Below are 14,738 nucleotides of genomic sequence, written 5' to 3' on the forward strand. Positions count from 1 at the left end.
CATGAATAAGTTAGACTAATAGCTTAGAGTGTCCATTTTAGGATACTCTCTTTTTTTGTTTCAAAGTATCATAAATTTATTCCCCGCCTTATAAAAACGATAAAGACGTTTATAGATATCTTTTTAAGATTTTTTAGTGAAATTTAATTACCATATTGTAAGAACCGAACAACTTAAATATAACATGCCCTATTCACCACTCTTTTTCAATTCTGCATAAATTGATTATGACCAATCTGGCCCGTTTGAGGTTTTTAACTTTTATCACCGAAGTTTTGAAGTGATAAACTTCATGTCATTCTTTGGTACACTTTTTGTCAATCAGTGGTAAAAAATATGTCATTAATGGTACATTTCTGTGGCCGTAATCATATTATTCCAAAGCCCTTCTTTTCGTACAGATTTCATTTTGCTATTTCCCAATTCACAACCAATTACTCTCGTCTCCTAAAATCATTATTAGCATAAATATATAAATAAGAAGCCACATTTTTAGTATTTTTGTGGCTTCTTAACACAAATCACTTACATCATTGTATCAATGCTGTCCTTGCTTAATTGCATTCACTACATCAAATGAATCTTCACTTGATAAGAATGGAACCTGAGCAAAAATCAAATTTGATTCCCCTGAGAGCCTTGCAGCTAGATGACCATTATTTAATAATCTTTCCGCTCCTTTTTCTCCTAATGCAATTTCTGAAGTACCTGCACTTTCGACTTTCAGAATCAACCTGTTACCTAGATTATCCCGTAATTGGACAGGTAAAGCATCTTTATCTGGTCTTTGCGCAGCAAATATTAGGTGAATACCAGCAGCTCTTGCTTTAACGCCTAATCTCTGAACAGAAGCAGAAACAGTATTTTTATATTCATCTACTAACATCCAATCAGCAAATTCATCATGAATCAAGAATATTAATGGCATTTTTTTATCTTCAGTGGCCTTCTTATTGTATTCTTTAATGTTTGGTACTTTATTATCCCTAAACGTTAGGTAGCGACTTTCCATTTCAGTAACTAATGACTCTAAGATAGATGTTGCTTTATCCTGGTCAATTATTATACCTTCAGTTAAGTGAGGTAATTCCTCCAAACTTTGATAATCAACACCAAATTTAGGATCTATTAGATAAACTTGAGCCATTTCTTTTGAGTTGGTCGCGCAAATATCAAGAATTAAATTTTGTAGTAAAATAGATTTACCACTTCCGGTAGCACCTGCTATTAGAGTATGTGGTGCGTGTTGTTGTAAACCTTCAAATCCTCCACCTAAGTTCAGATATAGTAATTCCCCATCCACTTCCTTAACTCCAACAAGAAAATTCATATTCATACCAGGCATGATTTGCTTTAATTTGCGTCTCTTCCAAAGGTCCCTCAAATAAATAACTTCACGCTCTGGTCTTGCTATAAATACAACTATTTCACCTGGCTGAGCTACTACATTCAATACCGCTAAAGCATGGGTGGTTAGTAATTGTGATTTTTTCCTTTCAATGTCCTCAACTTTTAAATTATCTGAGCCTTTCAATCTAATAATCCCTGAGTTAGGAGTAAGGCGTGATCCTAGTACTTTTGCCTGTAAGTTATACGACATTAATGCTGTTTTTAGCTTTCTTACTACTTCATGTAACCACTCTTCTGCCTCATTATTTAAAGAATAAGCTGTTTCATTATCCTCTATCCATTTTTCAATATTAGATCCACCCCAGAACTCTGTATTTCCAAGTCCAGAAACTTCCTGAGATGTGTCTCTATTAACTTCATTATCTAAAGAACCTGTTCCTATTTCTTCAGAGCCAGAGTCTACTGATTGCTGGTTTGAATTATTTCCTTCTGTAGTAGGTTTATCCTTATTATCCTCTGAATTAGAATTGTCTCTATTCTTTAGTATTTTACTGTCAATCTTAATTTCATTACTTGGATTTGATGCCTCGAGTATTTCCCATGGCCTTTCGTCGCCAATATCTTTTCGAATATCAGTTAATTCTTCACCTCTGAAAATACCTAATACCAATTCCCTAACCTTTTCTCTGTTATAAACTTCCTGGTAGCAGTTTTCTAAATTATTTAGTTGTATCTGTTCACATTCTAAATTACTGTCATCTGATGAACTTGAGACAAATACGTGGGAATAGCCTCTTAAATCAATTGGAATTTCACCTTTTCTGATACCTTCCCTCCATTCTTCTAATGAGAGAGAACTATCTTGAGAAAACTCTACTCCTTCGACTAGCATATCACTAATCCTTGCAAGCCAGAGATCTCTATCTAATCTACTAGGACTTCCAAACAAAGCATCATTAATTCTTATGATTGTATCACTTAACTGCTTTTTAGATGTTTTTTTTGCATTTGCTAAACCTTTTATATCAATATATTTACATTCTGTTATTACAATTTGTAAATATAACTTTCCATCTTCCTCCCTTGGACATAACGCTAATATATCAGCTATTTGCTCTTCCTTTTTGCCCAGCCAAGAAGCATAGTCATCTAAAAAGAACCATCCTATTGATTCCGAATCCCTAAGTTCAGAGGTAATTAAAAGTTTACTAAGAACCACACCCAGTAATTCACTTGCAAATTTGCCTCGTTTTGCAGCTCTCAATACAATATCTCCAGATAATGCATTCGCTTCTGCTATAAAATGTTCAGCTATATTAATTAGTTCTTCCTCTAATAATCCAAGGTTAAGATTACCTAACCTTCTTTTAACAAGTATTTGTAGTAAATTTAACTTTGACTTTGTTGAGACTACTAAATTTGGTCCATTTGATTGATTATGTTGGTATTTAATAACATTTACGCCTTGATTCCTTAGCAATCTTTGATCTAATAACTCATCATAATTAGCAACCCATTCACCTATCTTATGAGCTTCATCAAAAATATTTCTTGTTTCATCATTTTGAAATGATATTTGGCGTGATGGTAAGAAATAATTATCCTCTTCTATATCTAGACCCTCACAAACTCCTCGTAAAGCAGTTAAATAAGACCAACCTACTGATGGTTGACTTGGGCATGCTAGATATGCTGTTGATTTCAGCTCATCCTTTGCTGCTGGCCTCCTCCTAGACCATCTTGGGGGATAGTGATTTAGCAAATCTTGAACGTTTCCCTTCTTAACCGGTGTCCATATAAACTTTGCCTCTCTAGAAATCACTTCTTGTAAAAAGACAATATCAGAAGGTCTTTCGTCGTTTGAATCGTTTACTGAAGCTGTATCAGCCATAACCCCAATTCGAAGACGTGCCATAAAATCACGTGAAACTTCGCTAGCAACAAATGTATCAGAGTCGTTATCCGTATTTTCAATCATTTTGGTATATAATTCACTTAGCTTTTCCATATTCCTATGGCGTAATATGACTTGACAACGAATATCATCGTTCTTTTCCCGTAAGGAAGACAGTGACTCTACTATTGCTTTCGGCAACCTTGTTGAATCACAATTATATAAAACAACACCTAGATTCGTACTTTCATGTGGTTGAAGTTCAATATACTTTTGAACTAAAGAAGCAACTTTTGCACTAGCTTCTTTAGGATCTTCGTTCGTTTCTTGGTCATTATACTTTTTAATAGGCATTTCCATTAAACTATAATCATTTACTGTATCAGATATGGAGAGTAATTCAGGTTCCTTTCCTCTAAACCCAAAAGTAACTTCTGGATAGTATGGCTGAGCAAAATCATGTTTTAAATCTGAAAAGAACAATTTGGAATCCCCAAAATCTACTTCTTCTGACTCTAGGATATATCTCACTATCCTCTCAAATTGAATAGCTTTAATAGCTAAAGATGCCAACCTCATTGGGTGCCATGGTGCAACGATGGACATTGGCTGTGGTCCATCTACTAGCACGTTACCAATATTTAAAATTGGTTGCCAAAGATTAACCCTATTTATATCACTAGAGGCGTATACCTTTAACGCATTAAGTAGATCGTCATAAGCATTGCATTGAAGTATTAATGTTTCAGATGAAAGTCCATCCAATAGGAAATCCTTTATTGATTCTTTATATAAATTTGAAAAGACCTCCCATGTCTTATTTATCTCTTCATAATCTTCTCCTGATAAACGTTTATCATTAAGAGCATCTTTTAAGTTTAAAGTAAATTGTTTTCTTAAATCATTTTCAGTATTGTAAACACCAACTAGCGACCCTCTATTCTGTCGATACACGGCATGAAGAGTTCCTACATCATTTAACGATATACCTTGCAACTTACCCTTTTTACTTATTGGATTTTTTGATACTCTACACATTGGAAATGTTTTTTTATTTAGCCTTAATAAGTCATTATAAAGTTCTAGACCAATTTTATTTGGGTCACCTTTCCAGATTAACTGAACTTGATGTGATGGATATGAGTCATTTTCATATTCTAATTCTACATAAAATTTAATTTGAGTAGAATTTTGCGAAACTGAAATGTTTTTTCGATACTTTGGTTTGTTTTTTGCATCATCAAGTAACTCATCGTATTTAAACAACCAGTGTACATCCCATATTATATTAGGGTGAGTAAGTCCCTCCATGCCTCTATACCTAGTGCTAAAAAACAAACCTATATTGGCATTTAATTCAAGCCATTGACTCTTACTGTTTCTTTTTTGTGTTCTAATTTTTAGTTTTTTCTTACTAGCAGTATTTCCGCTTTGTGAAAACAATCTCTCTACTGATTCTAATAATCCAATAATAAAATCATCACATTCTATTGGTTTACCATATACAAATCTATCCCATTTAGATTTTAATGATCTGTTAGTATCTAACTCTTGACGATGAGTCTCATAAAACTCAATATCCTCTTCAGAAGGCTCGGAGCTTGTTCTCTTTGAGAGTGTCTCAAGATAATCTCTATCATCCTGTGTAATGATGTCAGAATGCTCATCTTCCAAGTGTTCCAATGTTTGTGTACCTAAATCTACCTTCTTAGTTTTAATACCTGAAAAGAACATATAGATGCTATCACGTTCCCATTCAAAATTAGCTAGGGCATCAGCCTCTAGAGTCCAACCAGTTTTTGATTGTATAAAACTTTCAATCGCTGGTTTTACATGGTCAGGTATATCCTCTTTTACTTTATTATATGATGACTGTAAATCTTCATTTTCTATAATTTCTCTATTAGGATATTGTTTAATAAGGTAACAGGCACGTTTTGTTATTGAAGTTTGATAAAGATCTGCCCATCTCCTTTTATGCCCTAAAAACTTCTCAGGAATTGCCTCGAAAAGTGCTGAATCACGTGGCATTCTTAACGATGGTAGTGCCCAACCTAAAGCTGAAATTAATGGTATACTATCATTTAAAATTTTGTTTCTAACTTCAACAACATACAGGCTAAACCTTTCTAAACTATAATCACTAATATCCTGTAAGCCATTTAAAGCTTGCTTCCAGTATTTTTTCTGATCATCAGTTAGTGCTAATCCTACACTAGCAATGTTCACCCAAAATTCAGGATTACTCTTTAAATCCTTTGCACCTATAGTTGTAATATCCCTTAATGATTGCCCTTGATCATCATTAGTATTAGCAAGAATTATAGCTGGTTTATCAATTGGTGCATTTCTCCAATATGTTGTTTTTTCGTCTGTTGTTACATTTTCAGGAAGGTTATAACCCTCTACCAACTTACCTGGAACCTTTATCTCAATATATGAATTAAAGTCTATGTCAGATAAAATTTCTTCACATATTCTTGCAACTTGTCTTCCTGTTAGCCTATCAAGTAAAAACCTAGCAATACCTTCAGAATCGCCATTTATATTAAGGTTAGCCCTAAGATATTCAGTTGCAACTTTTCCAATTAAATCAAGTTCATTCATCTTATTCCCACCTTTACAAATGGATTTTCTACATATGCACAGGCATCTGATAATCTTTTAAGAAGCCCCATGCTTGAGAGCCTTTCCTCTAATCTAACAGCATTTTCAGAAAATGCTTCCATATCTGCTTGACCAGTTTCTAATAATGCTTCAGCTTGTCGGTCTCCAATAATAAAACCATATTTAGTATATAAGCGATCTAAAAACTCTTGAAATTCCATTTTTGATTCCACATTACTTAATACTAACGCCTTTAGTAAGGAATCTGTAGGAGCATATCTTAACCTTCTACTACTTCTTTTTGAAACTAATCCAATTTCTCTTCCCCATACTCGATGAAAATTTTGAACATGCTGTTTATGTCTTACACTAGCTTTTTTGAAAAATTCATCTAGCAGTCCTTCCGCAGATGTAGCCTTGGCTTTATCATCATCTCTCCATGAAAACCTTCTTACAATTAAATCTCTAGCAGCCTCATATGGATCACCTGAGGTAATTACTTTATCCCATTCTTCAGTATTTTTAATACCAAGAATATATTCCTCAATTGCTTGTTTAGAAAGATTATTATTATGAGAGTATGAATCTGATGCTAAATCTCGAATAATTGTTTTTTGCGGTGCTATTATCTCTAAAATAAATGTTGTATTATTCAAATTGTTTAATACTTCTTTAGAACGATTTAATGAATAAATTATCATATGTAAACCCGTAATGTTAACCAAATGAGGGAATACATCATATTTGGGCATATTACAATTAAATAAATTTATCCAGTCATCAGATAACAAATCGTATTCTGGCAAATTACTATATGGTAAATATCCACCTTCTCTTTTCTCACCATCAAATTGTTCATCATCTGGTTGAAGTAGTGCAACAAGTCGATTAAAAGATGACTTTCCATCAAGAATTTTATTACTTAAATAGCCAAGAATCTCATCTTTCTTATGACTTCTAGAAAGCATTAAATATAATATTTCCCCAGTTCTTGCAAAGAACCTTCTATCATTACTTATACTAGTGCCTGTAACTCTCAGATCCTCATATAAACAATCAGGACCATATGGGAAAATAAATTGAGAACTCCATCTCTTATTATTTTCACCTTCTATTGTAGAAGAACGTAAGAAATTGATTATTTCAACAAAGTCTTGAAAAGAAGTAAATCTTTTCTTTAAATATGAATAATCAACAACGTTCATTCCGCCACTATTTTTGTTCATTTCATCTATCCATTTATTCCATTGAGAATGATTATCATTACGAAAATTTTTCTCAATAAGCTCCATTTGTGGATTATTAAATAAAATATTTCTTAAATACATACGAGGGTAAGTAGTATAACGTAAAGTGTTAAAATTCCCTTCCTTAAATGCTCTTCCATTTTGATTTTCAGACTGAAGTACATTTAGAAATTCCATAATACATAACCAGGGCGTTTGCTCGTCGTATAAACGATGTCCCCATATCGCTTCATCCACCCACATACTAGAATCCATTTTTTTGGGCCGTGGTAACTTCTCCATCACTCAAATTCCACCTCCACTGTACGTCTATATAGCATTCCCTCATTATTTATACGAAGTAGTTCTAAAACCATTCTATCCGGATCAGTTTCATATACGCCTTCAATCTTTTTTCGATACTCTAATTGATTTAACAATCTACTTTTAAATGCTAGTAAATCCTCATAACATTCACGAGAAAAACTTCCAGGGAGTTCTCCCTCAGCAACTCTTGAGATAAACTCATATCTAACTAAATGTAACTTTAGGCTTACATGGTCAATTTCATCACTTAAAGATATCTTAACAATTAATACAGGTTTTCCATTTTCAAGGTTAATATCTACACTTTCACCTCGATTTGGCCTAACTGATATCTCTGACTCAAACACCCTACTTATTTTTGATTGTGAGTGGCTACCTGATGTCGATAGATAAATTACATCACTATCTTTAGTGAGTAATCCTGTAGATATCCGATTTATGCCTTTTACTAGTCTAGTTAATATTTTTGGTTGTACCCTTTTTCCATTTTCTAATTGGCGATGAACTTTCTCCAAAAATTCCCCGGCATATTTAAATGAGGTTAAATCCCAAATTTGAATTTCCTCTATATCAATCGCATTCACAGTAAAGAATAACCTTTGTCTTTGAGACCTTAATCGGTTTAAGAAACGATCACTTTCTTCTTTACTTACTTCACCCTCAAGATAGGATTTTTGCTCTGCTTTAAAAGTCTCGTCAGCACCATAAAATTCATCAGAGGTCATATATTTTTTAAATAAGTCAGTCAATTCAGGGTCATCTTCCCCGAATATAAGGATATTATCTATAAAATTATTACTTTCAGTACCTATTCCAAATCTATTTAATGTTGAAAAAATGTCAGTTGTTTCTCTACGTCGTTCACTCAGATTTTCCCCAAAAATATTTCTATAAATGCTTGCACTTGAGACAGACCTGTTTTCTGATATTTTCGGTACTTGGCCACAGCTCATTAACTTATCTCTAGCATCCGGATGTCCTAATATCATATTTGAAATTAATAATAATAACTGCCTTATCGGAATATGTACCTCGTTTAATTCACATAACTCTAATAAATCAACTAACCTATCTAGAAGAACCTTTTCATTTCCAGATCCTTCTAGGCGCTTCTTATTCTCCCAAATTGGACATCTCTTCTCTACGGATTCATTTTCTTTAAGTGAACAGTTATGGCACTCATCCCAACCAGGATGACTAACCACAGACTTGACAATCTTTGGAAATACCTTTGCAGAATTTGTTCTACTAAGATTAATGAGTTGTAAATTATATCCTTCTTTTTGTTGCTGTTCGCTGACCAAAAGGTCCTCAATGCAATCTGCAACCTCTGAGACAATATAGTTACACTCAATATTTTTCCACTTTTCTAATAACTGGCCATCATTTGCAGCAACAAGAAAAACCTTCCCATTATCCTGTTTAATTGATTCTGCCATTTCATTAATTATGTATCTATTATCTTCTGATAGCTCACTTAAGTCCTTAATTACATATAAAGAATGTTCTTTTAATTGGAGAATCTTAATGGTTTCACCATTATCCCACTCTTCCTTATCCCCGCCTAAGGCCAACCATACTTCACGACAATAATATGTTTTACCGTCACCTGCAGTTCCTGTTAAAATTACCGAACTTGGATAACTAGTTTTAAAGTTTGCAATTAACTCTGATAGGTACTGTGGTTCAACCTTAATTGGTGCTATCCCTTTTTTATCTATTGTTCTTTGGATAGATTCATCATACATATTATCGTTCCTTGGTATTGGTCCATATTGCCTAAGGAAGTTTATCCAACTTGATTTGTTTATTGACACATTTGCGCCCCCTTTTCCTACTAAATCTAGTGGTATTACCATCTTAACCATATTTTAACATATAAAAACTAAAATACTTTAAAACATTATTAAAATAATATTCACACTATCCAATTAACTAACTTTTTAATCAAGCCAGTAGCATTTCTGGTCAATTATTTGTTCTACATTAGTGTTAGGGAACTATAAAAGTAATTCATAGATCAACTTCAATCTAAATTATAAAGAGCTTGGAATTTTCATTCCAAGCTCTTTATAATTTAAAAAAGTAATAACAATTTGTTCTTTATAGTATTTTAATTATCAAGCATAGTGACAAACACAGGGTACATCATTTTCTTCTACTAACTTTTTCGCAACATCTGAGTCTTTGTCTAACTCTTTTCGATATTCCTGTAAGGTAAATGGCTTTCCATTCCTTTTAAGAATAGTAACATCACCTAATTGTTCTCTTAATCGATTTTCCATTTCCTCTTGTTCAATATAAACACTAGGCCATGTATCATACAAATGTTTATAATGGTTAAAACCACCTCTTACACAACGGCCACCACAATTAGCATGGGAGAACCCTAAGTGATACATTTCAGGAAGCTTAATTTCCCAGTCTTCTACAATTATTTTCTTAATTTCATCATCTGAAATATTGCTCTCATAAAGTGGAAACACTGTTTTTACTGGTTGTTCTTCTCCATCACGAGGAAGTAGGAAATGATTATATAATGCCTCAATCCCCTCACGTCTTCGTTTCTCATGTTTGCCGATTCCAAAGTAGAGAATTGGTTCAAATCCGTTATCACGAAGTTCTTCAAGATAAATCATTGTTTGTCGAACTTTTAAATCCGATGAGCATTTTGCAAGTCTTGAGTTTCCAAGAAAACGTGTTTCTTCAAATACCTCCTCTGGAGTTCTTCCATCTCTAACTTGCTTTATATCTATACCTATCTTTTCTGCTACTTCTATCATGAACCGTTTGTTATCTTTATGTTCCCATAGTGTATCAGTGAAAAACAATTGTGATTTGTTTTCACCGTGTTTCTGTACCATTAAATACGCGACATAGGCACTCGCTGCACCACCGCTAAACATAGCAATATATATTGGTTCTCTACCGTACATTCCAATCATCCTTTATTTGTTTTCTTCATAGTAATCTACCAATAACTTATATAGGAGTGCAGTAATTTCTTCTTTTGGTAGTTTTCTAGCCATTAATTCAAGATCTGTTTTTACATTAGAATAAATAATACTACCTTTTGGAGATAAATCCCGCTTAGGTATTACTAAGGTCTTAGAATCGATTTTCACTTCATGATATTCATCTTTAAGGTTTTCACTATTTACTTCTAAGAGTAATTTGACTGTTTTGAAGAAGACTTCACTTGTAGCATCAGACCAATCTTCTCTGTCTACACCTACCAATTCACTTGACAACTTTTTTATCCAGTTATTCTTATCTGTTGATAATATCAAGTTGAATAACTTATTATCAACTTTTAATAACTCATTTTGATTTTGAACGTAATCAAATAACTCTTCAAAGGAATTAGTATTTGTTAATTCAAATACTGTATTCTCAATATGTTTCTTGTGATTTTGAGAATACTCTTCACATTCTTGCTTAATTTTCTTTACCACTTCTACATCTAGTTTTAAATTTAATAATTCTTTTAAAGCAGTATTTGGATCAAACTCACCTTTAGTAATAAGCTTTTTAAAAACATTAGCTTTTGTTGATAGGCTGTTTGTTTTTTGAGCAATCTTTGGTAGGCTGTTTATCCACCTTAACAGCATTCTGTTTAATCTAACACTAGGATTGTAAGAGGAATCTAACTCAGCTCTGTAAGAGTTAAAACATTCATCAATTACATCTATTACACTTTTATACTTGTTATCTAGTTTTTGATGACTAAAAGTATAATTTTCTGGTTTATCGAGCATTCTGTCATATAATATGTCACCATTTACATCATTAATGTAAGAACCGTCTTTATGGTAAAACATTATATACTTCCATTCATTTTTTAAGATAGCAGTCAACAGTACAGGAATAATTGGTTCTCTTATACCAAAATCTTTTCCCTTAAAGATCTTTACTAAAGTTAAAAATTTTCCGCTTTCAGATTTTATTTCCTTCATTAATTTTTGTCGTAATAATGATATTTCTTCCCTTTCATTTTGACTATTAATATTATTATTTTTTACCACAGATGCATATATTAACTTTGCAGGTCCTTTAAATTTATAGTCACTTTCTCCACTAATAATAGCGTCTATGACCTCTTTAGCAGCATTTAATTGTTGTTTCGAAATATTCCTTCTGTTAAAAGACTCATTATTTATTATTGGAGTACGCCCATAATATTTAGCTGAAATAAGAGATAATTGTTCACTTAGCGCTATTCTACTTTTGACGTTTATGTTAGTGCCTTCGTGAATCCAGAAAGATCCTTTATATTGTGATATTGGTTCTAGATGTTGCCTAATTCTATGGATTGTATTTTCTTTAATCTTCAACAGCTCTTCTTCAACAATTGGGTCTTCATTTAATAAATATTTATCCTCTAATAATTTCTCAATTGATGATAATTCTAAGATTTCCTTATCAAAATTATTAAGTGGTTTCTTTGGTAATGCAAATATTAATCGGGAATGACCTTTGCTTAATTTAACAGTATGGTCTTTTATCCATTCAATATCTGCATCCTTCTCAGGGATAACATACAAGACATTAAGATCTGAATCTGTATCTTCGCTAATAGTTAGTAATAGTCTCTCTGTAAGGTCATTCGCATATATAGGCTGTATAGCAGCAAATCTTATCATGTTCTTTTCATCATTATATCTTTTGGGATAAGCATATTTTGTATCTAATACTTTATTAATAATGCTAATACTATCGATCTTATTAATGCCTAAAAGATTTTTTTCATTTATTTTCTCTTTTAAATCAATAGAACTACCTTCGAATACTTCCCAATTTCCATCGAATAATCTATACCTTATAAGTTTTTTATGTTCGAGTAATTCAATCACTTCATTAACTTTATTTATCTCCCAATTAAGTGCAAAACATATAAAATCCTTTGTTAGTTTCCTTTTACTACTTAGATTTGCAATATCCCACAACGTTAAAAGCTTTAATATCTGTAACTCACTAAAAGTGGAAGTGGAACTCTCTACTCTCTTTTTCACTCTCAAATATTTAAGGTATGATTTTCCGATTAAGGAATCACTCATAAATTCTTGAAAAGCCGGTTCAAAATAATCAAATAACTTACTTACAAGATACCATGTTTTTTCTGTAAGAAAGTAGTTTGTCAAACCACCATTTTCATTACTTTCTAGGAATGTAAATAATGTCCTTTCATTTTGAGCTACAGCATTTGCTAGACCTGGAAGTGTGTATAGTGTAACGGGATGTAAAGGAAAGGAGTTTTCGACAACTAATGTCTTTTTCTCTCTTCCATTTAGCTCTGGAAATAGATCATATTTAATAATTTCATTTTCAAAATTGTATTTCTTACTCCAATCAATTCTATATCCAGACGTAACTTGACTAGCAAGTCTAATAAATGTTGCTGGATCACTTTGGGTATGGTAAATCTTAAATCGACCTTGAATTCTCTTGAATTCACTCTGTAGATCTTCCCCATAACTTAGGAAATACTGATTTAAGTTTCTATGGGTTATTAAAAGAATATTAAAGTTTGCACTTGGATGATGGTCAGCTACTTCTGCTATATCTTGAATGTCCTGCATGGCTTCAACTGTTTCATATTTATCCAAGCTTTGAAGAAACCTTCCAAATTCATCATAAACTAAATATATTCCATAGCCCTCTTTTTCTAGTTCATTTAAAATAAGTGTAAAATGTTCAGTTAAGTCAAGATTGTAAGATAGACTTAATTCAGCACCTGCTGTTAGTAAAGGATAAATCTTTTTGAACCAATCGATTGCCTCAACTTCATATCGATTTATGTCATTAATAAAACTATCAATATTCCAATTGTTTAGCTTTAAGTGATCATTAAACTGAACATAGGTCTCATGATATTCTTCTTCCCATAATGAGATTTTATTTTTAATTTCATCAACATAAGAGGGAATAGAATAATCAAATCCATATTTACTAATGGACTTGTAAATTGAAGAAATTATTGCTTCACGCAAGTTTCCTTGGTTTCCATTTATTACTACAGGTATATATTTTTTTTCTAATTTCCTTACTTGATTAAGTAAATGTCCAACCGTTGCCTCTTTAGTATTTACTTTATCAAATTTATTTACTAACTCAATGAAGGTTTCCTCTTCAATGTCTTTTGAAACAACATTTGCTATTAATGTTCCAATCATAGATTTTCCTGAACCATATGATCCTATTAATATATGTGACTTGTTTCCTTTATCTAAGAAGCCTTCTAACACTCCTGAAAGACTTTCTGAATGAGTAGGAGTAGGAATGTATCTTTCTACTATCCAATCACTACCTAGATCGAGCTTTATATTAACACTTGATTTGAATTTACTCTGTGTAATTATCATTTTAATGCCCTTTCTTTACTTACATACTCTTCTTTTAAAAATTCAATAGGATCAACAAGAGTAACTCTAACTAAATCCAATCTATTTGTTCTATCAAATACAAGTGGGTACTTAGAAGTGTTTATAAGTTGTTCTATGGCCCTCACAATCTCACTTCTTTGTAAATTAAATACCTTACCCCATAGATTTTTATTTTTTTCAATCTCATCTATTGATATTTCTGATTGACCATATTTCAACAGTACGTACATTAATGCTGTTAAACCTATATCTTCAAATTTAGGATTTCTTTTATATATTCTACCATCCACTTCTTCTATTAGATTTAATGCTGTAAGAGGACTTTGAATAACTTCCTCCGGATCATCTGATTTGTTTTTTGAAAAATACTGCTTAACTAGACAATCAAGGTCCCGTTCTAATGTATCAGTTGAATTTTTAGAATCGTAATTCTTATTTATCCATGTAATAAGGTCATTAAGAGCCTCATCTTTTCCAAAAGAGTTTTTATTATATTCATTAAAAAGCCAATACCAAGTTGTTGATGGCTCATCACTATCCACAATGTGATAGTGAATGATGCTTACAGTATCATTCATCTCTATATAAGGGTCATAATCATTAAAAATTTTTCCAAAAGGTGAGATAGTGTGAATTACTTTATTATCACTATTCCGTTTATCCGTTTCACAAATATCTGTAGCTTCAATCCAATGTTTCAACGATTTCACCATATTAGTCCCTAAACCTATCAATTCTGAGGCATTTTTCTCGTAAAAAAATCTATTATTATCTAATTGCTGAATAGCTTTTCTTAACCAATATGTTCTAAGATAAAAACTTTGATGTTGTCCAAAACCCAATTTAGTTCGCTCCTTTATTTCTGGAGGTTCCTCTCCAGAATAACTACTAACTCATTCTATCATAAAAACTTAATAAATTCAGTTATCAACTTTTTAAATTATATCCATA

The 14,738-nt window shown here is 32.2% G+C and carries 6 protein-coding genes; all 6 read right to left on the reverse strand.

Translation table 11 applies throughout. The features are described 5' to 3' along the window. Positions 1 to 538 precede the first annotated feature (538 nt). Entirely contained in the window at positions 539 to 5,851 is a 5,313-nt protein-coding gene (locus tag J2Y03_RS23780) for an FtsK/SpoIIIE domain-containing protein (protein ID WP_310199125.1), read from the reverse strand. Beyond that, complete coding sequence (locus J2Y03_RS23785) at positions 5,848 to 7,380, reverse strand: hypothetical protein (RefSeq protein WP_310199217.1); 1,533 nt, start codon at positions 7,378 to 7,380, stop codon at positions 5,848 to 5,850. Before J2Y03_RS23785 ends, J2Y03_RS23780 begins: the two co-directional genes overlap by 4 nt. Beyond that, a complete protein-coding gene (locus tag J2Y03_RS23790; RefSeq protein WP_310199127.1) occupies positions 7,380 to 9,221 on the reverse strand; it encodes a hypothetical protein in 1,842 nt (613 codons plus the stop codon). The genes J2Y03_RS23785 and J2Y03_RS23790 overlap by 1 nt, the downstream gene beginning before the upstream one ends. A gap of 303 nt (positions 9,222 to 9,524) precedes the next feature. Further along, complete coding sequence (locus J2Y03_RS23795) at positions 9,525 to 10,340, reverse strand: phosphoadenosine phosphosulfate reductase domain-containing protein (protein WP_310199129.1); 816 nt, start codon at positions 10,338 to 10,340, stop codon at positions 9,525 to 9,527. Positions 10,341 to 10,352: 12 nt separating this feature from the next. Next, positions 10,353 to 13,766: a hypothetical protein gene (locus tag J2Y03_RS23800; protein ID WP_310199131.1), complete on the reverse strand. Its 3,414-nt coding sequence runs from the start codon at positions 13,764 to 13,766 to the stop codon at positions 10,353 to 10,355. After that, a complete protein-coding gene (locus tag J2Y03_RS23805) occupies positions 13,763 to 14,629 on the reverse strand; it encodes a DUF4007 family protein (protein WP_310199133.1) in 867 nt (288 codons plus the stop codon). Before J2Y03_RS23805 ends, J2Y03_RS23800 begins: the two co-directional genes overlap by 4 nt. Positions 14,630 to 14,738 lie beyond the last annotated feature (109 nt).

The sequence above is a fragment of the Neobacillus niacini genome (assembly GCF_031457145.1).
GTDB classification, from domain to species: Bacteria; Bacillota; Bacilli; order Bacillales; family Cytobacillaceae; genus Neobacillus; species Neobacillus niacini_J.